Source organism: Demequina iriomotensis (genome assembly GCF_000971395.1).
Lineage (GTDB): Bacteria > Actinomycetota > Actinomycetes > Actinomycetales > Demequinaceae > Demequina > Demequina iriomotensis.
In genome coordinates this window covers 250,728-272,606 of the sequence record NZ_BBME01000009.1, presented here as the reverse complement: position 1 = coordinate 272,606, position 21,879 = coordinate 250,728, and the positions used below count along the sequence as shown (strand labels likewise).

At 72.8% G+C, this 21,879-nt stretch carries 19 protein-coding genes; 8 read left to right on the top strand and 11 right to left on the bottom strand.

Annotated elements, in window-relative coordinates; genetic code table 11:
* Positions 1–16: 16 nt before the first annotated feature.
* From AOM09_RS01320 to AOM09_RS01310, 3 genes are all read right to left on the bottom strand, one after another.
* Positions 17–838 carry an ABC transporter permease gene (locus tag AOM09_RS01320; protein ID WP_062383224.1) on the bottom strand — a complete coding sequence of 274 codons (822 nt, stop codon included), beginning with the start codon at positions 836–838 and terminating at the stop codon, positions 17–19.
* Positions 835–1,782: an ABC transporter ATP-binding protein gene (locus tag AOM09_RS01315; protein ID WP_062383212.1), complete on the bottom strand. Its 948-nt coding sequence runs from the start codon at positions 1,780–1,782 to the stop codon at positions 835–837. Before AOM09_RS01315 ends, AOM09_RS01320 begins: the two co-directional genes overlap by 4 nt.
* A gap of 184 nt (positions 1,783–1,966) precedes the next feature.
* Positions 1,967–2,149, bottom strand: a complete 183-nt coding sequence (locus AOM09_RS01310; RefSeq protein WP_062383197.1) for a helix-turn-helix domain-containing protein — start codon at positions 2,147–2,149, stop codon at positions 1,967–1,969.
* Between the two features lie 123 nt (positions 2,150–2,272).
* On the opposite strand from AOM09_RS01310, the gene AOM09_RS01305 reads away from it, so the two are divergent.
* Complete coding sequence (locus AOM09_RS01305; protein ID WP_062383189.1) at positions 2,273–4,789, top strand: ATP-dependent Clp protease ATP-binding subunit; 2,517 nt, start codon at positions 2,273–2,275, stop codon at positions 4,787–4,789.
* A gap of 217 nt (positions 4,790–5,006) precedes the next feature.
* On the top strand, positions 5,007–6,020 hold the full coding sequence (locus AOM09_RS01300) for an aldo/keto reductase (RefSeq protein WP_062383176.1): 1,014 nt from the start codon (positions 5,007–5,009) through the stop codon (positions 6,018–6,020).
* Between the two features lies 1 nt (position 6,021).
* Here AOM09_RS01300 and AOM09_RS01295 read toward each other — a convergent pair whose 3' ends face one another.
* A complete protein-coding gene (locus AOM09_RS01295; RefSeq protein WP_062384354.1) occupies positions 6,022–6,945 on the bottom strand; it encodes an HhH-GPD family protein in 924 nt (307 codons plus the stop codon).
* A 72-nt stretch (positions 6,946–7,017) separates the two neighbouring features.
* Here AOM09_RS01295 and AOM09_RS01290 point away from each other — a divergent pair, with 72 nt between their 5' ends.
* Positions 7,018–7,686: a hypothetical protein gene (locus tag AOM09_RS01290; protein WP_062383173.1), complete on the top strand. Its 669-nt coding sequence runs from the start codon at positions 7,018–7,020 to the stop codon at positions 7,684–7,686.
* A 13-nt stretch (positions 7,687–7,699) separates the two neighbouring features.
* Here the strand turns inward: AOM09_RS01290 and radA are convergent, their stop codons facing one another.
* Positions 7,700–9,073, bottom strand: coding sequence for a DNA repair protein RadA (gene radA, locus AOM09_RS01285; protein ID WP_062383170.1), 1,374 nt, complete (start codon positions 9,071–9,073; stop codon positions 7,700–7,702).
* A 109-nt stretch (positions 9,074–9,182) separates the two neighbouring features.
* On the opposite strand from radA, the gene AOM09_RS01280 reads away from it, so the two are divergent.
* Both AOM09_RS01280 and proC read left to right on the top strand, forming a co-directional pair.
* Positions 9,183–10,478 carry a hypothetical protein gene (locus AOM09_RS01280; RefSeq protein WP_062383167.1) on the top strand — a complete coding sequence of 432 codons (1,296 nt, stop codon included), beginning with the start codon at positions 9,183–9,185 and terminating at the stop codon, positions 10,476–10,478.
* A 55-nt stretch (positions 10,479–10,533) separates the two neighbouring features.
* Positions 10,534–11,379 carry a pyrroline-5-carboxylate reductase gene (gene proC, locus AOM09_RS01275; protein WP_062383164.1) on the top strand — a complete coding sequence of 282 codons (846 nt, stop codon included), beginning with the start codon at positions 10,534–10,536 and terminating at the stop codon, positions 11,377–11,379.
* A 14-nt stretch (positions 11,380–11,393) separates the two neighbouring features.
* On the opposite strand, the gene AOM09_RS01270 is transcribed toward proC, so the two are convergent.
* Complete coding sequence (locus AOM09_RS01270; protein ID WP_062383162.1) at positions 11,394–13,136, bottom strand: glycoside hydrolase family 6 protein; 1,743 nt, start codon at positions 13,134–13,136, stop codon at positions 11,394–11,396.
* A gap of 68 nt (positions 13,137–13,204) precedes the next feature.
* A complete protein-coding gene (locus AOM09_RS01265; RefSeq protein ID WP_169747590.1) occupies positions 13,205–14,236 on the bottom strand; it encodes an aminotransferase class V-fold PLP-dependent enzyme in 1,032 nt (343 codons plus the stop codon).
* Positions 14,237–14,314: 78 nt separating this feature from the next.
* Here AOM09_RS01265 and AOM09_RS01260 point away from each other — a divergent pair, with 78 nt between their 5' ends.
* On the top strand, positions 14,315–15,193 hold the full coding sequence (locus AOM09_RS01260) for a LysR substrate-binding domain-containing protein (RefSeq protein ID WP_062383157.1): 879 nt from the start codon (positions 14,315–14,317) through the stop codon (positions 15,191–15,193).
* Between the two features lie 505 nt (positions 15,194–15,698).
* On the opposite strand, the gene AOM09_RS01255 is transcribed toward AOM09_RS01260, so the two are convergent.
* Genes AOM09_RS01255 through AOM09_RS01245 form a run of 3 tightly spaced genes read right to left on the bottom strand, consistent with a single transcriptional unit; the run spans position 15,699 to position 18,948 of the window.
* Positions 15,699–17,564: a carbohydrate-binding domain-containing protein gene (locus AOM09_RS01255; RefSeq protein WP_062383155.1), complete on the bottom strand. Its 1,866-nt coding sequence runs from the start codon at positions 17,562–17,564 to the stop codon at positions 15,699–15,701.
* Between the two features lie 14 nt (positions 17,565–17,578).
* Entirely contained in the window at positions 17,579–18,343 is a 765-nt protein-coding gene (locus AOM09_RS01250) for a polyphosphate polymerase domain-containing protein (protein WP_062383153.1), read from the bottom strand.
* Positions 18,340–18,948, bottom strand: a complete 609-nt coding sequence (locus AOM09_RS01245) for a DUF4956 domain-containing protein (protein ID WP_082098714.1) — start codon at positions 18,946–18,948, stop codon at positions 18,340–18,342. The genes AOM09_RS01250 and AOM09_RS01245 overlap by 4 nt, the downstream gene beginning before the upstream one ends.
* A gap of 181 nt (positions 18,949–19,129) precedes the next feature.
* Here AOM09_RS01245 and AOM09_RS01240 point away from each other — a divergent pair, with 181 nt between their 5' ends.
* Together AOM09_RS01240 and AOM09_RS01235 are read left to right on the top strand one after the other, a co-directional pair.
* The gene (locus AOM09_RS01240) at positions 19,130–19,813 is read left to right on the top strand and encodes a response regulator transcription factor (RefSeq protein ID WP_062383150.1); all 684 of its coding nucleotides are present in this window, start codon (positions 19,130–19,132) and stop codon (positions 19,811–19,813) included.
* On the top strand, positions 19,810–21,240 hold the full coding sequence (locus AOM09_RS01235) for a sensor histidine kinase (protein WP_082098713.1): 1,431 nt from the start codon (positions 19,810–19,812) through the stop codon (positions 21,238–21,240). Before AOM09_RS01240 ends, AOM09_RS01235 begins: the two co-directional genes overlap by 4 nt.
* On the opposite strand, the gene AOM09_RS01230 is transcribed toward AOM09_RS01235, so the two are convergent.
* The gene (locus AOM09_RS01230) at positions 21,226–21,840 is read right to left on the bottom strand and encodes a TetR/AcrR family transcriptional regulator (protein WP_062383147.1); all 615 of its coding nucleotides are present in this window, start codon (positions 21,838–21,840) and stop codon (positions 21,226–21,228) included. The two genes, AOM09_RS01235 and AOM09_RS01230, sit on opposite strands and share 15 nt — an antisense overlap.
* Between the last annotated feature and the right edge of the window lie 39 nt (positions 21,841–21,879).

The window sequence follows — 21,879 nt, the reverse complement described above, 5'->3', positions numbered from 1 at the left end:
CGCAGCTCCGCGCTGGTCAGATGTCGCGGGCCTTGAGCACCGCCATCGCGGCGAGGAACGGCAGCACCGCCCACGCGATGAGGACCGCGAGGCCCGCGCCCGGCGTGAGGAAGATGGTGCCGGGATCGATGGGCTCGGTGTTGACGGCGGCGCTCGCCGCGACACCGGGCATGATCGCGCCGACCCAGTTGGCGATGTCGCTGGGCACGGACAGCAGGATCCCGGGGAGGATCAGCTGCATCGCGACGATGGTGAAGATGGTGCCGACCGACGAACGCAGCAGCACCCCGAGCGAGGCCGCGAGCACGGCGGTGACCACGTAGCCGATGAGGCTCACGACGAGCACCTTGACCATCTCGGCGTTGCCGAAGTCGAGCGACGCCGCACCGGACAGCTTGTCCCCGAGCGCGAAGAACGTCGCGACGGCGCCGACCACCGCGATGCCGAGCGCGAACAGGGAGGCGATGGTGGCCTTGGCCGCGAGCACGGCACCGCGCTTGGGCGTGGCGGTGAAGGTGTTGCGCGCCATGCCGGTGGTGAACTCCGACGTGGTGAGCAGCGCGCCGAGCACCGCGACGAGGATGAGCACGAAGTCGCTCGCGGTGAAGATCGCGTGCATGGCCGCGACAGCGCCCTCCGCGGGGTCGGTGACGGTCGTCTCGCCCGTCACCAGCACCGGGAGGCCGATGAACGCGAGCAGCGCGAAGCCCACGAGGATCCAGGTGGAACGCAGCGTGCGCGCCTTGATCCACTCGGAACGCAGGGCGCGGGCGTAGCCGGCGCGGTGGGTCACGACCTCGGTTCCGGGGGTCGTGTCGGTCGGGGTCGCGGCGCTCACTGGGAGGCCTCCTTCGCGGTGTCGGTCTTCCCTGTGGGCACTCCGGCCCGGTACTCGGTCTCCTCGGCGGTGAGGTGCATGTAGGCGTCCTCGAGGCTCGTGCTCTCGTCGCGCAGCTCGGCCAGCCACAGGCTGTTGTCGCGCGCGATCCGGCCGATCTCACGGGCGTCGATGCCCGTGACGGAGATCCGCTCGCGGTGGTCGACGGCCTGGACGGTGCCGCCCGCGGCCTTGACGGCCTCGGCGAGCCCGCCCGCGTCGGGCGACGTCACCAGCACGCCTTCGCGGGCATGGGCGCGGACGAACTCCTGGAGCGGCGCATCGGCGAGGATCTTGCCGCGGCCGATGATGATGACGTGGTCCGCGGTCTGCTGGACCTCGCTCATGAGGTGGCTCGACAGGAACACGGTGCGGCCGTTCTCGGCGAGACGGCGCGCGAGCTGGCGCACCCACAGGACGCCGTCGGGGTCGAGGCCGTTGACGGGCTCGTCGAACATCACGATCTTCGGGTCGCCCAGCAGCGCGCCCGCGATGCCGAGGCGCTGACCCATGCCGAGCGAGAAGTTGCCGGCCTTGCGCTTGGCGACCTCGGTGAGGCCCGTGAGGTCGAGCACCTCGTCGACGCGCTTGTCCGAGATGCCGTGCGTCGCGGCGACCGCACGGAGGTGCTGGCGGGCCGAGCGGCGCGGGTGGACGCCCTTGGCGTCGATGAGCGCGCCGATCTCGCTGAGCGGCGTGACGAGCTTGGCGTACGGCTTGCCGTTCACGGTGACCTGCCCGGCCGTCGGCTTGTCGAGGCCCAGGATCATGCGCATCGTCGTGGACTTCCCGGCTCCGTTGGGGCCCAGGAAGCCGGTGACGATGCCCGGCTGGACGGTGAAGGTGACGTGGTCGACAGCGGTCTTGCTGCCGTACCTCTTGGTGAGATCCCTTGCCTCGATCATGCGGTGATGCCCTCCCGGCGCTGCGTCGGCGACGGATGTCCGACTGCGCCCAACCTAACCGCGAAACGCCTGGTCCCACCAGGCTTCGGTCCCGTCAGGGACGCATTTACAACGGACGTGGTAGCCCCGGACGATGCGGGGAACAGCGGCCGTACTGCGGGCGCGGTACGCGAGAGGCTGCGAGTCAGCGCGCCCGCACGAGCAGCTCCCCCACCTCGCATTCGAGGACGTCGCAGATCGCGACCAGCGTCGAGAAGCGGATCGCGCGCGCGCGGTCGTTCTTGAGGATCGACAGGTTCACCACGGAGACCCCCACGCGTGCGCTGAGCGCGGTGAGCGTCATGCCGCGCGCCTCGTCCCTCCCCAAGTCCGTTCACGCCCCTGGCGAACACGGGCATGGACGCGGGGGGCCCGCCGTTAGCCTGGAAGCACCGCGGCGGGAGACTGCCGCGACCCCCGGTCCCGGCCGGACGAATCAAGGGAGGCTGACATGTTCGAACGGTTCACCGATCGAGCCCGTCGCGTGGTGGTGCTCGCCCAGGAAGAGGCGCGCATGCTCAACCACAACTACATCGGCACCGAGCACATCCTGCTCGGCCTGGTGCGCGAGGGCGAAGGCGTGGCCGCGAAGGCCCTCGAGGCGATGGACATCTCCCTCAACGGCGTCCGCGAGCAGGTGCAGGAGATCATCGGCGAGGGCTCGCACGCCCCGTCCGGACACATTCCCTTCACGCCGCGTGCGAAGAAGGTCCTCGAGCTGTCGCTGCGCGAGGCGCTGCAGCTGGGCCACAACTACATCGGCACCGAGCACATCCTGCTGGGCCTCATCCGCGAGGGTGAGGGCGTGGCGGCGCAGGTGCTCGGAAAGCTGGGCGCGGACCTCGGCGGCGTGCGCCAGCAGGTCATCCAGCTGCTCTCGGGCTATGAGGGCAAGGAGCCCGTCACCTCCGGCGGCGGCCCCCAGGAGGGCACCCCGGCCGGCTCGACGGTCCTCGACCAGTTCGGCCGCAACTTCACGCAGGCCGCGCGCGAGGGCAAGCTCGACCCCGTGGTGGGCCGCGAGCTCATCATGGAGCGCGTGATGCAGGTCCTGTCGCGCCGCACCAAGAACAACCCGGTGCTGATCGGCGAGCCCGGCGTCGGCAAGACCGCCGTGGTCGAGGGCCTCGCCCAGGCGATCGTGCGCGGCGACGTGCCCGAGACGCTCAAGGACAAGCACCTCTACACGCTGGATCTGGGCTCGCTGGTCGCGGGCTCCCGCTACCGCGGCGACTTCGAGGAGCGCCTCAAGAAGGTGCTCAAGGAGATCCGCACGCGCGGCGACATCATCCTGTTCATCGACGAGATCCACACGCTCGTGGGTGCCGGCGCGGCCGAGGGCGCGATCGACGCGGCCTCGATCCTCAAGCCGATGCTCGCGCGCGGCGAGCTGCAGACCATCGGCGCGACCACGCTCGACGAGTACCGCAAGCACGTCGAGAAGGACCCCGCCCTCGAGCGCCGCTTCCAGCCCATCCAGGTGCCGGAGCCGGAGCTCGCACACGCGATCGAGATCCTCAAGGGCCTGCGCGACCGCTACGAGGCGTTCCACCGCGTCACCATCACGGACGACGCGATCGTGGCCGCCGCGCAGATGGCCGACCGCTACATCTCCGACCGCTTCCTGCCGGACAAGGCGATCGACCTCATCGACGAGGCGGGCGCGCGCCTGCGCATCCGTCGCATGACGTCGCCGCCCGAGCTCAAGGACCTGGACGACAAGATCGCGAACGTGCGTCGCGACAAGGAGTCCGCGATCGACGAGCAGGACTTCGAGAAGGCCGCGTCGCTCCGCGACGTCGAGCGCCGCCTCTCCGAGGAGCGCGCACGCAAGGAGGAGGCCTGGAAGTCGGGCGACCTCGACGTCGCCGCCGTGGTGGACGAGGACCTGATCGCCGAGGTGCTCTCGATGTCGACCGGCGTGCCCGTCACGCGCGTGTCCTCCGACGAGTCCTCGCGACTGCTCCACATGGAGTCCGAGCTGCACAAGCGCATCATCGGCCAGGAGCAGGCCATCAAGGTCCTGTCGCAGTCGATCCGCCGCACCCGTGCCGGCCTCAAGGACCCGAAGCGTCCCGGTGGCTCGTTCATCTTCGCCGGCCCGACCGGTGTGGGTAAGACCGAGCTCGCCAAGGCGCTCGCCGAGTTCCTGTTCGGCGATGAGGACGCGCTCATCTCGCTCGACATGTCCGAGTACGGCGAGAAGCACACGGTGGCCCGTCTGTTCGGTGCGCCCCCCGGCTACGTCGGCTTCGAGGAGGGCGGCCAGCTCACCGAGAAGGTGCGCCGCAAGCCGTTCTCCGTGGTGCTGTTCGACGAGGTCGAGAAGGCCCACCCCGACATCTTCAACTCGCTGCTCCAGATCCTCGAGGACGGCAAGCTGACGGATGCCCAGGGCCGCGAGGTGAACTTCAAGAACACCATCATCCTCATGACCACCAACCTCGGTGCGGACGCGATCTCGCGCCGTCAGGCGACGGGCTTCTCGGCCATCGTCGAGGGCGGCCAGACGTACGACGACATGGTCAAGCTGGTCAACGGCAAGCTCAAGGAGCACTTCAAGCCGGAGTTCCTCAACCGCGTCGACAACGTGGTGGTGTTCCCGCAGCTCACGCAGGCCGAGATCATCCAGATCGTGGACCTCATGGTCGCCCGCCTCGACGAGCGCATGAAGGACAAGGACATGGGCATCGAGCTCACCACGGCGGCCAAGCAGCTGCTCGCGGAGAAGGGCTACGACCCGGTCCTGGGCGCCCGCCCGCTGCGCCGCGCGCTGCAGCGCGAGATCGAGGACCCGCTGTCGGAGAAGATCCTCTTCGGCGAGGTCACCTCGGGACAGATCATCCGGGTGGACGCGCAGGGCGAGGGCATCCTCGGCGAGTTCACGTTCGAGGGCATCGACCGCGACGAGCTCGTGGGCGAGCCGATCGCATCCGACGCCGAGGCCGCGGGCAAGCCCGCCGAGTAGGCCGCACAGCTCGAAGGCCCCGACCCCGCACCACGTGGGGTCGGGGCCTTCGGCGTTCCCGGCGAGCCGCCCGTCGACTGCCGATGACACTTGTGCAGGGAGTGACGCGGAACGATGCGCGAGGCGTTCACATCCTTCGCGCGAGAGCATCCGCGACACACGTGTCCTTGGGAGTCGACGCCCCGCGCCGGTCCTCGCGGGCCCTAGGCTGGCGGGCATGACCCACGACCCGTATGTGGCCAGCGACGCCCGCTACGACTCCATGCCCTTCGCACGCTCCGGGCGGTCCGGCCTGAGGCTGCCGCGGATCAGCCTCGGGCTGTGGCAGAACTTCGGCGGCCACCACGCGCTCGACAACCAGCGCGCGATCCTGCTCGCGGCGTTCGACATGGGGATCACGCACATCGACCTCGCGAACAACTACGGCCCGCCGCCGGGCAGCGCAGAGGAGAACTTCGGCGGCTTCCTCGCGCGCGATCTGCGCCCCTACCGCGACGAGCTCGTCATCAGCACCAAGGCCGGCTACCACATGTGGCCCGGGCCCTACGGCGACTGGGGCTCGCGCAAGTACCTCCTCAGCAGCCTCGACGCCTCGCTCACCCGCATGGGGCTCGACTACGTGGACGTCTTCTACCACCACCGCCCGGACCCCGAGACGCCCATCGAGGAGTCGATGATGGCCCTCGACCAGGCGGTCCGCTCGGGCAAGGCGCTCTACGCCGGCATCTCCAACTACGGCCCCGCCGAGACCGAGGAGGCGGCGCGCATCCTGCGCGAGCTGGGCACGCCGCTGCTCATCCACCAGTTCAAGTACTCGATGTACGAGCGCACCCCCGAGGACGGCCTGCTCGACGCGCTCGACGCGGTGGGCGCCGGGTCGATCGTCTTCTCCCCGCTCGCGCAGGGCATGCTGACCGACCGCTACCTCCGTGGCATCCCCGAGGGCTCGCGCATCACCCACTCGCAGTTCCTCAGCGAGAACCAGCTCACCGAGACGTACCTCGAGCGCACGCGCGCGCTCGACGAGATCGCCCGGGGACGCGGCCAGAGCCTCGCCCAGCTCGCCCTCCAGTGGGTGCTGCGCGGCGGGCGCGTGACGTCGGCCCTGGTGGGCGCCTCCTCGGTGGCGCAGCTCGAGGCCAACGTCGCGGCTCTCGACTTCCCCGAGCTCACCGCCGACGAGCTCGCGGCGATCGAGCCGCACGCCGTCCACGGCACCTACCAGGGCTGACCTAGAGCGAGCACCGTCCCGTCGCCTCGTCGCGGGTGATCAGGCCGTCGTCGAGCAGCCCCTCGAGTGCGCGGTCGAGCTGACCGGGCTCCACGTCGGCGAGCGCCGCATGCCCTGCGACGTTGAGCGGCGACGATGCGGCGCGCAGCAGCGCCATGATCCGCCCGCGGACCTGGCGGTCCGTCCCGTGCCACGGCTGGGTGCGGCGCGGCGCCGCCGCCAGGCCCGGGCACCCGGCCGCGAACCACGCGCAGGACGATGCGAGGGGGCACTCGTCGCACCGCGCCACCCGGGCGGTGCACACGAGCGCGCCGAGCTCCATCGACGCCGCGGCCCACTCGGCCGCCGCCGCATCGTCCCCCGGAATGAGCGAGGCGGCATGAGCTCGCTCACCCACCGTCTGATGCGCGGCGGGCAGCGGCTCGGCGCGCCAGGCGCGGCCGATGACCCGCCGCACGTTCGTATCGAGCACCAGCGCACGCCCGCGGAACGCGAACGACACGACCGCCGCGGCCGTGTAGTCGCCGACGCCGGGCAACGCGCGGAGCTCGTCGAGGTCCGACGGCACCCGCCCGCCATGGAGCGACACCAGCGCGACCGCGCACTCCCACAGCCGCTTCGCGCGCCGCGGATAGCCCAGCCGACCCCAGGCGCGCACCGCATCGGCCTGCGTCGCGGCCGCGAGCGCCGCCGGGGTCGGCCAGCGTTCCATCCACGCCCGCCACACCGGCTCGACGCGGACCACGGGCGTCTGCTGCAGCATGACCTCGCTCACCAGCACCGCCCAGGGCGACGTCGCATCGTCACGCCACGGGAGGTCGCGACCGGCCTCGCGGAACCACGCGCGCACCGCGGCGACGCGCGCCTCGTCCGTGGACGTGGCTGGCAGGGGCGCGTTTCTGGGGACGGTCGGCACGCCTTCCATCATCCCAGCGCGTGGCGCGCCTACCGTGGATGCGGATCGGAGGTGGTCGCGGTGAAGGGTTTCCGGACTCCGGTGGGTGAGCATCCCGCCGAGGTGTACTGGCAACGACGCATCGTGCTCGCCGTCGCGATCGTGGTGGTGCTGCTCGTCGGCCGGCTCATCTGGAGCGCCGTCGCGTCCGGCGCCGAGCCGTCGGGCGACCCGACCGGCTCGCCCGAGCCCACCGTCACCGAGACCGCGGACGATGCCGCCGCGGCGGGCGACGATGCGACCGACGGCGGCGCGGCGGTCGAGGAGATCGCGAGCAGCACCGAGCCGACCGACGGGTCGACCGAGCCCGCGGCGCAGATCACGGCATGCGGGCAGGGCGACATCGAGGTCGCGCTGGGCGACAAGGCTCAGGTGGGCGCCGACCAGGTCTCGTTCGACGTGACGCTCACCCAGACCGGCGACGAGGCCTGCGTGCTCGATGCGGGCGCGGGCGACAGCGCGCTGCTCATCACGTCGGGAGACACCCGGATCTGGTCCTCCAAGGACTGCGGCGCCACGGCCGCGCTCGCCGACAAGGAGTGGCTGCTGGACTCCGGGAAGTCGAAGACCTTCCAGGTCTCGTGGCCGCGCACCTGGAGCTCCGAGGGCTGCGGCAACCCGAGCAGCACGGCGCCGCAGCCCGGCATGTACTGGGCGCAGCTGACGTTCCAGGGCCAGACGGCCGAACGCGTCCAGTTCGAGCTGAGCTGACGACCGGCGGACGTCAGTCGCGCGGCAACGCGAGCGCGACCGCGTGCGCCACCGAGCCGACGCCGTGCACGCGCACGTGCGGGGACAGCCGCGACGTGTCCGTCGAGGCGGGCACGATGACGTCCGTGAAGCCGAGCCGGGCCGCCTCTGCCACGCGTTGAGCGATGGCCGATGCGGGACGCACCGCTCCGGAGAGGGCCACCTCGCCCACCGCCGCCCACCCCGCACGCACGGGGGTGTCCGCACGCGCGGAGGCGAGCGCGAGCGCGAGCGCGACGTCCGCGGCGGGCTCGGTCACGCGGGCGCCGCCCACGGTCGACACGTAGACGTCGTCCGCGGCGACGGGCAGCCCCACCCGCCGGTGCAGCACCGCGAGCAGCATGGCGACGCGGGAGCCGTCCACGCCCGAGGTCGCCCGTCGCGGGTTGGCGAGGGCGCTGGGCGCGACAAGCGCCTGGATCTCCGCCGGCAGCGGGCGCTTCCCGTCGATGGTGATGGTCGGGCAGGTGCCGGGCACCGACTCGACATCCCTCGACAGGAACAGGCCCGACGGATCGGCCACCGACTCGATGCCCGAGTCGACCAGCTGGAAGCAGCCGACCTCGTCGACCGAGCCGAAGCGGTTCTTGAGCGCGCGCAGCAGGCGCAACGGACTGTGCTGATCGCCCTCGAACTGGCAGACGACGTCCACGAGGTGCTCGACGATGCGCGGTCCCGCGACGGACCCGTCCTTGGTGACGTGGCCCACGAGCACCATGGGGACCCCGCGGGTCTTCGCCGCCTGGATGAGCGCGGACGACACCTCGCGCACCTGGCCCACGCCGCCGGGCGCCCCCTCGACCTGCGACGAGGCGATGGTCTGGATCGAGTCGATCATCACGAGCGACGGGTCCGCCGCGTCGAGATGCGCGAGCACGGCGCCCAGGTCGGTCTCGGCGGCGAGCAGCACGTCCTGCTCGAGCGCGCCGATGCGCTCCGCGCGCAGCCGTACCTGTCCCGCGCTCTCCTCGCCGGTGACGTAGAGCACGCGGCCACCGCCACGCGCCGTGCGCGCGGCCACGTCGAGCAACAGGGTGGACTTCCCGACGCCCGGCTCCCCCGCGAGCAGGATCACGGCCCCCGGCACGAGTCCCCCGCCGAGGACGCGGTCGAACTCGCCGACGCCCGTGGCGGAACGCGCCGCCGCGGACGCCGACACCTCGGGGATCGGGAGCGCCGGCGCCGTGACCGCGGTCGCCTTGGTGGCGGGGCCGGCGGGAGCCGCGCCCGCCTCGACCACGGTGCCCCACGCCTGACACTCGCCGCAGCGCCCGACCCACTTCACCGCCGTCCAGCCGCACTCGGTGCAGCGGTAGCCGGGAAGCGCCTTGCGGGTCGATGTCGCCATGCGCTCACGCTACCCGCGGCCACCGACAGCGCCGCCCTCGGCACCGGGTGCCGGGGACACGCGCGGCGCCACGGCCGCGCTGTCGGAGCGCACCCCTAGGCTGGGGCGCATGACGCGCGACGAGTCGAGCTGGGCCCCGATCGACCCGCCTCGACCCGGCGAGCCCGCGGACGTGGCCCCGTCGAAGCCCGCCGCGCCTCGCGCGGCCTCGCCCTACCTGTCGCCCGTCCCCGTCCCCGTGCCCGTCGACCTCGACATCGACGATGTGGCCGCGCCGTTCGCAGGACCCGAGGCCGCCGAGATCCTGCCCGAGGCCTGGTCCCCCCTCGACGCCGACGGCGCACCCGAGGAACGCCCGGCCGCTCCGGCGCGGACCACGGTGGAGGCCCTGGGCGCCGCGGCCGCGGCCAATGCCGCGCTCCACGCGGCCGGCGCGCCGACCCCCCTGGGCGGCGTGCCCCTGGTCGGCCCGCGCACCGGGGCCGGCGCAGGCGCCGCGACGGCGACGCTCGAGGACGACGGCCCGGCGTTTGTGCCGATCTTCGCGACCCACCCGGCCGCGACCAGGGACGATGCACCGGTCGTCACCACCACACCCTCGGGCGCTGCGCGGACCGCGAACGCCGCGCCGCCGGCCGCACCCGCCTGGCACGCGGTCGCCGCCGCAGTCGACGGCGGCGGGGACGGCACGCCCGGCCCCGCCCTGTACCGGCCGCGCGTCACCGCGGCGCCGGAGGGCGCCGGCGGGTCCTCATCGTCCCCGACGCCCGGGGCGCGGACCGCCTCGGCCGGCGGCGGCGACGGACCGCCCCACCACGGACGGCACCGCAACGGCGAGCGCCACCCCGGCCGCGCGTGGCCGCTCATCCTCATCGGCCTCGTGATCCTCGGCGGCGCGTTCGTCGCCGCGTGGTACCTGCTGCTGCGCCCGGAGCCGGTGACGCTGCCCGAGCAGCACATCCTCACCGAGCCGCAGGTGACCGAGACCCCCGCCGTCGAGGCGTTCGTCCCGGAGGACCCGAGCCCGTTCCTCGCCGCGATGCCCACCGTGTCCGGCCCGTGGACGCTCACCGGCGTCACCACGCTCGACGCAGCATCGGACAATGCCCTGCCCGACCGCGTGGCAGAGGCCCACCGCCTCACCTACTCCGACGGCACGTCCGAGATCAGCGTCGTCGCGCGACAGCTGTACTCCCGGCAGGACGCGGTGGCGGCCCTGACGCGCGCGGCGGGCGACGGCACGGAGATCACCGAGGCCACGGTCGCCGGCACCGACGTCGGCAAGCGTGCGGAGCGCGAGGTCGACGCCGGCACGCGCGTCATGTGGACCAACGGCTCGGCCTACTTCGAGGCCACCGGCTCGCCCGCGGACGTCGCCTCCCTCCTGGAAACCCTCGGGCTGTAACCGGGCTGTCAGGGTCCCCGGAGGCACGCCGGCGCGACCGCGATAGGTTGGACGCATGAGCACCGACGCCACCTCGACCCCGTCCGCGCTGCCCTCCGTCGCCGTGATCGGCGGCGGCGTCATGGGCGGCACCCTCATCACCGCGATGAAGGTCGCCGGCTGGCCCGGCGCCTCGATCACCGTCGCGAACCGCGGCGCGGCCAAGCGCGAGGCGCTGGTGGAGGCGCACGGCATCCGCGCCACCGCGGATGCGGTCGAGGCGGTCGCGGGAGCCGGCATCGTGGTGCTCGCGGTCAAGCCGCAGCAGATGGGGGACGTGCTCGCGGAGATCGCCGATGCGCTCGAGCCCGGCGTCCTGGTGGTGACCGTCGCCGCGGCGCTCCCCGCATCGTTCTACGAGTCGCGCCTGCCCGCGGGCACCCCGGTGGTGCGGACGATGCCCAACACCCCGTCGATCGTGGGGCGCGGCGCCACGTCCGTGTCGGCGGGTGCGCACGCGACGGAGGAGCACCTCGCCGTGGCGGAGACCATGCTGCGCGCTACCGGCCTGGTGGTCCGCGTGCCCGAGGACCTCATCGACGCGGTGGTCGCGGTCGCCGGCTCGGCGCCCGCCTACTTCTTCGCCATCACCGAGGCGCTCACCGAGGCGGGCGTGATGCAGGGGCTCGACCGCGACCTCGCGACGCTCCTCGCGCAGCAGACCTTCACCGGCGCGGCGCAGCTGCTCGCCGAGTCAGGCGACACCCCGCAGGAGCTCCGCCGTCGCGTGAGCTCGCCGGGCGGCGTCACGCTCGCCGCGCTCGAGGCGATGACCAACGCCGGCCTGCAGGGCGTGATCTCCGCCGGCGCCAACGCGGCGGTCGCGCGCTCGAAGGAGATGGCCGCGCAGCTGGGCGACTGACGGGCACCGGCCGCTCAGGCCGAGGCGCAGGCAAGGGCGCCCGCGGCCGGCGTGTCCCCCGCTCCCACGTACCCGAAGTTCGCGGTCCCGCCCGCGTCAAGCGTCGCGTTCCACTCGAGCGGCGTGATGCGGCCGTCGGCCTCCACACCGTTCCAGAGGTCGTCGAGCACGGTCCCGGGGGGCAGCGTGACGGACCACGTCGAGAGCGGCGCGCCCGCCGTCACCGTGACGTCCGCGACGTAGCCGCTGCTCCAGCTGTCGGTGATGGTGAGGACCGCGGAGCACGAGCCCGCCAGCGCGTCGGGCGAGGAGCCGTCCCCGCCCTCGGAGCCGACCGCCGGATACGCGTTGGCGACCAGCTGGGCGAACTGCGCGGGGAACCACGCGCCCGAGATCGGTGCGTCCGGCAGCGCATGCGTGAGCGCGCCGTCGAGGCGGTCGCTCGTGTACGTCGGGTCGCACATGGGGTCGAAGCCCTTGCCCTGGTCGTTCGCGACCAGGCGCGACGATCCGTCGGACTCGCCCGGCGGCTTGACCCACATGAACGCGTCGAGGTGCGCGTCCGGGTAGCCCTCGGGCTCGGCGACGGGCCGCTCGCCCAGACCCGCGCCTTCCGGGTTGCACCACGCGCCCCGGTGCACCCGCCTGTCGACGCGGGACTCGTCGACATAGGTGTCGAGGGTGGTCGAGGACGATGCGGCGGCGGGGCGGCCGATCCCGCCCCAGCCGTTGCGGCTCGTGTCGATCACGATGCCCGTCGTGTCGGGGAAGCCCGCGGCGAGCACCCTCGCGTGCAGGTCGGCCGCCCACGCGGCCTCGTCGAGGTCGGGGTTCGAGGCGTAGAACGAGGCGTCGCTCACCGGCGTGCCGTCCACCAGGTCCGAGGCCTCGAGGAAGGGCTCCTCGAGGGGCGTGTAGCCGGCGACGTCGGTCACGAAGCCGTCGACGGTGGTGAGGCCGGCGCGGGTCTGCCCGGCGACGTCCGCGAACAGCGCGACCGCGGCCTCGGCGTTGTCGGTCCAGCCGAGCCAGCCCGCGTGGCCGGCGTCGAGGTACGCGTACACGTGCTCGAGCGGCGCGAACGCATCGAGCGCGTACACCACGCCCTCGCGGTAGTACGGCGCCGCCGCCTGGCATGCCTCGTCGTCGGCGTTGGTGACCAGGTTCGGGAGCGAGTCGGGCTCGATCACGGTGACGATGCGCAGGACGCGGTACTCGTCGCGTGCCAACAGGTCCGCGATCACGTCGATGTACTCGCTGCGGTAGCGCGCCATGTCCGCGTCGGTGGCGGCGAGCTCGCCGCTCGAGGCCAGCGCGTGGCAGTCGCGCCCGGGGAGGTCGTAGACGACCAGGGTGACCACCACCGGTTCGCCGTCGGGATCCTGGGACGCCTGCGCGACGGCGGCGTCGAGGTGCTCCTCGAGGCCGCGCTCGGTCGCGGTGCCGGTCACCGCCTGGATGCGGTCGAGCCAGACGGCCGTCGGCTCTCCCGAGACCGCGCGCATGCTCGCCGCGAGCACCGCATCGTCCGCCTCGCCGGCGGACGCCAGGACGTTCGACGTCCAGTCCGCGTCGACGTACATCGACGCACCCGCGTAGGCGTTGTCGACGTGGCCGTCCGCGCTCACCCTCACCGGCGCATCCGGCCCTGCGGAGGCGGTCCCCGGTGCGCTGGGATCGGGTTGGGCGTCGCCGGTGCAGCCCGCCAGCGCGAGCAGTCCGACCACCGCCACGACCGCCCGTGACCTGATGCGCATGGGCCTCCCTCCGACTCTCGTCGTCAGGGTAACCGGGCGCGGGCGACCGCGACGACGCCCCTCGTACGTCAGGCCGCCTGCGCCACCCGGACGGCCGATGCGGCCGCCTCGACGTCCCGCACGTCGTTGTAGAGGTAGAAGCCCAGCCGTGCTCGACCGCCTCGCGCGGATGCGCGGACGCCGGCGCGCGCGAGGGCGGCCGGATCGACGCCCGCCACCGAGACGATGGGCGAGGCGCCCGGGGCGAGGCCCACGCGCGCCCGGAAGTCGTCGGCCAGGCCGATGCTGTGGCGGCCGATCTCCTCGACGCCCTGGCGCACCAGCAGCTCGAGCGCGAGGGCGCCCGCCTCGACCAGCTGCCAGGGCGGCGAGGTGTCGAGCCGCCGCGCCGTCGCGCTGAGGGCGACGTCGGGCCCGTAGAGCGAGGCCCACGGCGCATCGGCCCCGTACCAGCTCGCGTGCACGGGGCGCACCCAGGACGCCTCGGGCCGCACCGCGGCGAGCGCGATGCCGCGCGGCGCGCCGAGCCACTTGTAGGCGCTCGCGACCACCACGTCGAAGCGGGAGGCGTCGAGCACCATCCACCCGGCCGCGTGGCTCACGTCGAGGACCGTGCGGGCGCCCGCGAGCCTCGCGGCCGTCGCGAGCGCGTCGAGGTCCGCCACGGTGCCGTCCGAGGACTGCACCGCGCTGACGGCGACCAGATCCGCCCCCAGCAGGGTCTCCGGGACGATGCGGGCGAGGGGCACCACGCGCACGTCGAGCCGGGGGTCCTGGGTGAAGGGCAGCATCACGGAGGAGAAGTCGCCATCGGCCACCACCACGCGGGCGCCGTCGGGAAGCGAGGCGGCGACCATGCCCACCACCTGGGACGTCGAGCCCGCGAGCGCGACGTCCTGGGGTCGCGAGCCGACCAGCGTCGCGAAGCCGGCACGCATGCGATCGACGGCGCCGTCGAGCGACTCGGGGTCGAGCGTGCCGTGCTCCCAGGCGCGCACCGCGCGGCGCACCGCGGCGGCCGTCGCGCGCGCGGGCAGACCGTACGACGGCGTGTCGAGGTAGCCGGGCGAGCGGCGGAAGGCGGACGCGATCTCGAGCATGTGCCCATGCTCGCCGCCGCGGCAGACCGCCACAAGACTGCATCGACCGCACCTGAACCTCGATGAGATGATGGTCCGGTGATCGACGTCGAGCGCCTGCTCATCCTGCGCGAGGTCGCCCGCCACGGGTCGAAGGCCGCCGCCGCGCGCGCCCTGCGGCTGAGCGAGCCGACCGTGGCCCACCATCTGCGGGCCCTCGAGCGTCGGGCGGGGGTGCCGCTCACGGTGCGCGCCGGGCGCGTCACGCGCCTCACCCCGACGGGCGAGGCGCTGCTCGCCCACGCCGACGCGATCGCCGCGAGCCTCGAGGACGCCGAGCGCGCGCTCCATCACCACGCGGATCTGCGGGCGGGCACGCTGCGGATCGCGGCGTTCACGTCGTTCTGCGCCACCGTGCTGCCGCGCCCCCTGGCCCAGTTCGCGCGCACCTATCCGGGGATCGAGATCGGCCTCGAGGAGACGGAGACGGATCCCGCGCTGGACCTCCTGCGCTCGGGCGCCGCCGACCTGGTGGTCGGTTTCTCCGACGCGGCGACGCCGCCGCCGCTCGACGTGCCGACCACCCCGCTGGGCCGCGACGAGTACCTCGCGATCCTGCCCGAGGCGCATCCTCGCGCGGCACGCTCGTGGGTCGACATGGCCGCCCTCGCGGACGAGCGCTGGATCTCGGGCTGCAGCCGCTGCCGCACCCACCTGGTGGCGGCGGCGGGCGAGGCCGGCTTCGATCCGCACATCGCGTTCGTGACGGAGGACTACATCGCGGCGCAGCGCCTCATCGCGGAAGGCCTGGGCGTCGCCCTGCTCACGCGCATGGCCCTCGACGCGAGCCCGGCCATCCCGGGCATCGTCGCCGTGCCCACGACGCCGGCGACCCATCGCGACATCTTCCTCGCGCTGCCCGCCACGCCCGCGCCCGCGGCGCGGGCCTTCGCGGAGCTGCTGGTCACGGGCCTGTGACGGCCGCGAGGCCCCCGGTGCTGGCAGTCACCAGGGGCCTCGCGCGGTCGATCGGGATGACGTTGGCAGGCGCCACCCCGGAGGGTGAGCCGAGAGGCGTCCGCGGCCTTGCTCCGGTCCGGCATCGCCGGTCATCAGATCCGGAGCCTGACGGCCGCCCGTCCCGTCGCGGTCCCTCTGGGAGGAGGTGAGGGACCGCGACCCGCGGAACGGGCCGGCCGCCGACCATGGGCGCCTCTCGGCTCGGAGCCCCTCTGGGAGGGAGGGCTCCATACGTTCCATACAACCGGCGGCGGCTGGGAGAACGCTGGGAGCGGAGCGCGAGATTCCGGGGAGCCCCCGTACCGCCCTGCTGTGCACCTCTCCACACACGAGGCGCACCCCTCCACACGAACCCCCAGATGGGAACGGGAACCTGGTCGGATCCCGCCCGATCTGGACGGTCGCGTGTGGAGGGGTGTCGCGCGGCGCTGGGGTGCTCGGGGTGGGCACCCCGCGCGAGGCGTCAGTCCGCGGTCACGGTGCCGAGCTCGTCGCCGCCGGTCGCCGCGTCGCCGAGCACCAGCGCGTCGATGCCGCTGCCGGAGCCCGCGATGGTCGCCCCCGTGGTGATCGTGTAGCTCTCGCCCGAGACGATGCCGTCGGTCGACAGCACCACCGACTGGGAGACCTTGCCCGTGGTGAACGAGGCGACCTGGTCGCCGTCAGCGTCCGTCACGGTGATCGGGGTGCCCTCCGCGATCGACGAGGCGAACGTGATGGTGAGCACGCCCTGGCCGTCCGCGGTGGGCGCGACCAGCATGCCCGAGGCGCCCGAGGCGACCAGGGTGCCGCCCGAGACCGTGAACTCGCCGTTGACGTCGAGGGCGCCGTTCCCGCTGTTGGTCGGGCCGTCGACCACCACGGTGCCGCCGGTCATGGTCGCGCTGCCGTTGGAGTCGAGCCCGTCGCCGCCGGCGTCCACGTACCAGGTGCCCCCCGAGATCTCGAGGTAGCGGCCCTCGGCCGCCTGGTCCATGCCGCCCATCCCGCCGCCGGGGCCGCCCGCGACCGTGGTCGCGTCGGTGCCGTCCGTGGTGGCTTCGGACGATGCGTCGGTCGAGTAGTCCGCGGCGGTCACCGTCGCGGTGGTCGACGCATCGGTCGCGGTCGCGTCGGTGGAGGTGTCGGTCGACGTGTCCGTCGACGTGTCGCCGGGACGCTGGCCGCGCCCGCCGCCGCCCGGCATCGTGCCGTCGGTCGGCATGTCGCCGCCCCAGTCGCCGCCGCCCTGCATCTGGCCCTCGTCCCCGCTCGAGGATCCCGAGCTCACGTTGACGCCGTCGTCGCTCGACGTGATGGTGCCGGTGCCTCCGGACAGCAGGATCACGCCGCCCTCGAGGCCCTCGTACGACTCGGTGATGGTGACAGCGCCGTCGGAGATGTGGAGCACGCCGTCGGTGGTGATGCCGTCGTCGCCCGCGTGGATCGCGAGCGTGCCGCCCTCGACCGTGACCTGGTTGGCCGCGTCGATGCCGTCGACACCGGACGTGATGTCGAACGTGCCGCCGGAGATCCACAACACGCCCACGGCCGAGTCCTCGTCGAGCGACTCGTTGGTGGACTTGAGGCCGTCGCCCTCGGCGTCGACGGTGATGTCGCCGTCCTGGATCACCAGGTAGTCCTTGCCGCGGATGCCGTCGTCCGCCGCCGTGACGGTGAGGGAGCCGGACTCGATGACGATGCCGTCCTTCGAGGCGATGCCGTCCTCGGCCACGCCGTTGACGTCGAGCGCGCCGTCTCCCGCGATCCACAGGTCCGCGGTCGAGTACAGCGTCGCGTTCGGGGCGTCGGACTCCTCGTCCTCGGCGGGGGTCGCGTCGGCGGCATCGGAGAGCGTGTTGGTCGATCCGTCCTCGAGCCAGATCACCACCTCGTCGGCGGACTCGATGTCGATCGCCGCCGTGCCGGCCGAGGTGATGTCGACCCCGTCGAGGATGAGGGTGACGTCCTCGTCCTCCGTGGCGACGACCACCTGGCCGGCCGTGAGCGTGCCCGTCAGCCGGTAGGTGCCGCCCGCGGTGATGGTGACGATGTCGCCGTCGACGCTCACGCCGTCGCCGCCGGTCGATCCCCCGTCGGACAGCGTCACGTCGATGGCGTCGGCCAGGTCCGCGGAGGTGTCGAGGTCGTTGACGTCGAGCTCCTCGTAGGTGGCCTCGGTGAGCTCGGTCGCGGTGGCGGACGTGGTGGTCGAGGTGGCGTCCGCCGCGGCGGTGTCGTCGGTGGTGGCGGTCGTCACCTCGTCGTCGGAGCCCGTGGTGGTCGAGCAGCCGGCAAGGAGCAGGGTGCCGGCGAGAACGCCGGCGAGGACGGGAAGGGGCTTGCGCATGGGGATCGCCTCTCTCAGGCCGCAGATGCGGAGGTGGTCAGGTGCCTGCGCAGCGTGCGGGCCCACCGGTTCGACGGGAGCTCGGGCTGCAGCGCGGCCAGGGTGGTGCAGTACTTGGAGATGCGGGTGGGTCGGATGCCGCGCGCCCACAGCGCGCGGTCGACGTCGCCGGCCCGCATCGAGGACTTGGTCTCGACGATCAACGCGCCGCCGAAGTCGATGCTGGGTCCCTCGGCGGAGATGCCGGTGACCTCCGCGTCGACGGTGACGCGCGCGCCGTGGGACACGAGCGTCGCCCGGCGGTACCGGGTGGTGAGGACCGGGGCCAGGTCCTCCACCGCGGCGCCGACCTGCGGGAACGAGGCCACGAACGCACGGGCCTCGCCCTCGAGGGCCGACGCGACCGCCGCATCGTCCGCGAGCCACTCGCGATGCTTGACGGTCTCGCCCTTGGCCGAACGGAGCTTGACCTCGATCGCGCGTCCGCCGGTGTCGAGGTACTCGCGGGTGCGGACCTTGTAGCGGGAGGGACGGCGGCGGGCGGCGTCGCGGTACGAGTCGAGCTCTGGGGTGTCGAAGTACACGGACTCGTAGCCGAACGCGCGCGCCCCGTCGATCTCGAGCGCACGGAGCCCGTCAACCGCGCCCATCACCTCCGCCCACACCGCGGGCGAGACGATGTACTTGCGGTCCACGCGGGTGAGGAGGGCGTGCTCGGTCTCGAGCTCCGCGAGCGTGATGGCCGGCAGGTGGGCGAGGCGCTCCTCCCACGCGGTCATCGCGCCACCTCGGGCGAGAAGGCGTCGGCGCCGAGGCGAGCCTCCGCGGGCCGCTCGACGAGGGCGTGGAGGGTGTACCGGACGTCCACGACGGTCGACTCGTTGAGCAGGTCGACCTTGCGGATGGTCGCGCGGTGGACCGTCGCGCCGAGCAGCGCCTCGAGGTACTCGCGGGCGCCCTCCTCGGTGGTGAAGGCCTGATCGAGCACCATCTGCTGCTGGCGGCTGCGCGACAGGAGGCGCGGGTTGTCGCCCACGAGGATCACGCCGAGCAGCACCGCCATGAGCGTGAAGCTCAGCGAGGCGGAGAGCGCCGGGAACCCGCCGAGGAGGCCGAGCGCGATCGCCGTGAAGTAGTAGGCGATCTCTGCGTGGTCCATCTCGGTCGAGCGCAGGCGGATGATGGACAGGACCGCGAAGATGCCCATGCCGAAGCCGAGCGAGATGTCCGCGTTGGTCATCGCGTAGGTGACTCCCATGACGCCGACGTTGATCGACAGGAACGCGACGATGAGGTCGCGGCGCCGGTGGCGGGGGAAGTACATGCCGAAGACGAGCAGGGAGATCGCGACGAGGTCCGCGAGGATGAAGGCGTAGACGGGCATGGTGGCCTCTCGAGTCAGGGGCACCGGTGTCTGCATCCCGTGCCGTTTGTTCACCTCGAGTTAACCCATCGCGCCTGAGAGATCCCTGGGAGCGGCGCGGGAGTCGGCTGGGGACGCCGCTCCCCGCCCACGCCCAGCCGCCTCCCAGCGAATCCCCAGGCGCGCCCGCGATACTGGACGCATGCCTGAACGACGCATCCTCGTGGTCGATGACGAGGACAACCTCCGCACGATGCTCTGCGCAGCCCTGCGCTACGCCGGCTACGAGGTGTCCGACGCCTCCGACGGCCAGGCCGGCCTCAAGGCGGTCCGCGAGCAGCGCCCCGACCTCATCGTGCTCGACGTCATGATGCCGGGCCTCGACGGCTTCGCCGTATGCCGCCGCCTGCGGGAGTCCGGCGACCGGACCCCGATCATCTTCCTCACCGCGCGCGACAGCGCCCAGGACAAGGTCGAGGGCCTCACCATCGGCGGCGACGACTACCTTCAGAAGCCCTTCAACCTGGACGAGCTGGTCGCGCGCGTCGAGGCCGTGTCGCGCCGCGTCGAGCACGCGCCGTCCGCCTCGGACGTGTACCGGATCGCGGACCTGGAGCTCGACGACGTCTCGCACCGCGTCACGCGCGGCGGCGAGGAGATCCAGCTGTCGCCCACCGAGTACAACCTGCTCCGCCACCTCATGCAGAACACCGGCCGCGTGCTGTCGCGCGGTCAGCTGCTCGAGGGCGTGTGGGGCTACTCGCGCGACGACGACCCGGGCGTGGTCGAGACCTACATCGGGTACGTGCGCCGCAAGGTCGACACCGTGGACCCCAAGCTCATCCACACGGTCCGTGGCGTGGGCTACACCCTGAGGGTGTCGTGACGGCTCGTGCCGGGCTGACGCTGCGGTCGCGGGTCCTCATCGGCCTAGGAGCCATCGCGGCGATCGCGATCGCGATCGCGATCATCGTGACGGGGGTGACCCACTCCTTCCTGGTGGGCCAGCTCGACGATCGCCTCGCCTCGTCCTCCGCCTCGGTCGGCTCGCGCGGCGAGCCGCACCTGGTGACGGAGTGCGGCTCGGGCGACGCCTCCGCGACGGATGAGGACGGCGACCGCCCCTCGGACGTCTTCCGCGGCTTCGTCGACACCGCCGGCAACTGCTACGTGTTCTTCACGCCGAACACGATGGACTCCGACGACACGGCGCCGGTGTTCACCGACGCGGCGCTGCCCACCGAGGGCAGCGCGTACCTCACGGTGCCGTCCTCCTCCGGCGACGGCGAATATCGCGTGCTCGCCCGCGCGACCTCGATCGGCTCGGACGTCACCGCGCTGCCGATGGACGGGGTCGAGGCGGCGACGAACCGCCTCATCGTCATCGAGGCCCTGGGCCTGGCGGCGGTGTTCGCGGGGCTCGCGGTGGTCGGCTGGTTCGTCATCAACCTGGGCATCACGCCGATGCGGCGCATGGTCGACGCCTCGGCGCGCATCGCCGACGGCGACCTGGACGTGCGTCTCGAGGGCGCGGGCCACGGGTCCGAGAGCGCGGAGCTCGCGACGTCGCTCAACACCATGATCGGCACGCTCACCGATGCGCTCGACGAGCGCGAGCGCTCCGAGGCGCGCCTGCGCGAGTTCGTCGCCGATGCGTCGCACGAGCTGCGCACGCCGCTCACCACCGTGCTCGGCTACGCGGAGCTGTACCGCCGCGGCGCGATCGCGCGCGACGAGGACGTCGCCGACGCCTGGCGCCGCACCGAGGCCGAGGCGGAGCGCATGAAGCGCCTGGTCGAGGACATGCTCACGCTCGCCAGGTACGACGCCGAGCCTCAGCTCAACCCGATCCGTCTCGACCTCTCCCGCGTGTGCGAGGAGGTGGTCCGCGACGCCACCGCGGCGCGCGAGGGCGTGACCTTCATGCTCGACGCGCCGGAGGCCGTCACCATCGAGGGCGACCCCGACCGCCTGCGCCAGGCGGTCATCAACGTGGTGACCAACGCGGCCGTCCACGGCGGCGACCACGTGACCGTGCGCGTGCGGCAGGACGATGCGCTGGCACGGGTCGAGGTGGTCGACGACGGCCCCGGCATGTCTCCCGAGGTCGCGGCGCGCGCGACCGAGAGGTTCGTGCGCGGGGACCACTCCCGGGCGCGGGCGACGGGCGGCTCGGGCCTGGGCTTGTCGATCACCGCCGCGATCGTGGCCGTCCACGGCGGCACGCTCGAGGTGAGGTCCGCCGAGGGCGAGGGCACCACCGTGGCGATCGCCCTGCCGATCGCGCCGGCGGAGGCGTCAGCCGCGCGGTGACGACTGCGCCTCGAAGCTCGCGAGGATCGCCTCGCACTGCGGGCCCATCGAGGTCGACAGGAGCTCGAACGCGCGCGCATCGTCCCGGATGTCCGGCATCCGCAGCGCGAGCAGGATCGTGTTGAGCATCCCGCGCGCGAAGAACTCCGTGGCCTCCTCCGCGGAGAAGCCGGCCTCGTCCCGGACGATGCGGTAGACGTCGAGGAAGCACTCGCGCCCCTCGGGGCCGAACACCGGGTCCTGGCCCAGCCCGAACAGGTGCAGGAGGCTGAGGAGGATGCCGCGGTCGGCGACCAGCTCGCCGTAGGCGGCCCCCAGGAGCGACTGCCGTTCGACGTGCGTCTCCGACCCGGTGAAGCCGGCGATGATGTCCCGGAACGCCACGCGGAGCCTGCGCGTCGCGCGCCGGGACACCTCGAGGAACAGGTTCTCCTTCGAGCCGAACATGCGCACCACATAGGCCTGGGAGATCCCCGCTTCGCGCGCGATCGCGTCCGTGGTGCCGCCCGCGTAGCCCTTGTCGCCGAACACCACCGTCGCCGCGGCGAGGATCTGCTCGCGCCTGTCGTCGCTGGTCAGTCGGCCTTCGGTGACGCTCATGTTGACATGTTATCAGCCGATTACTTAGAGTGCGATGCG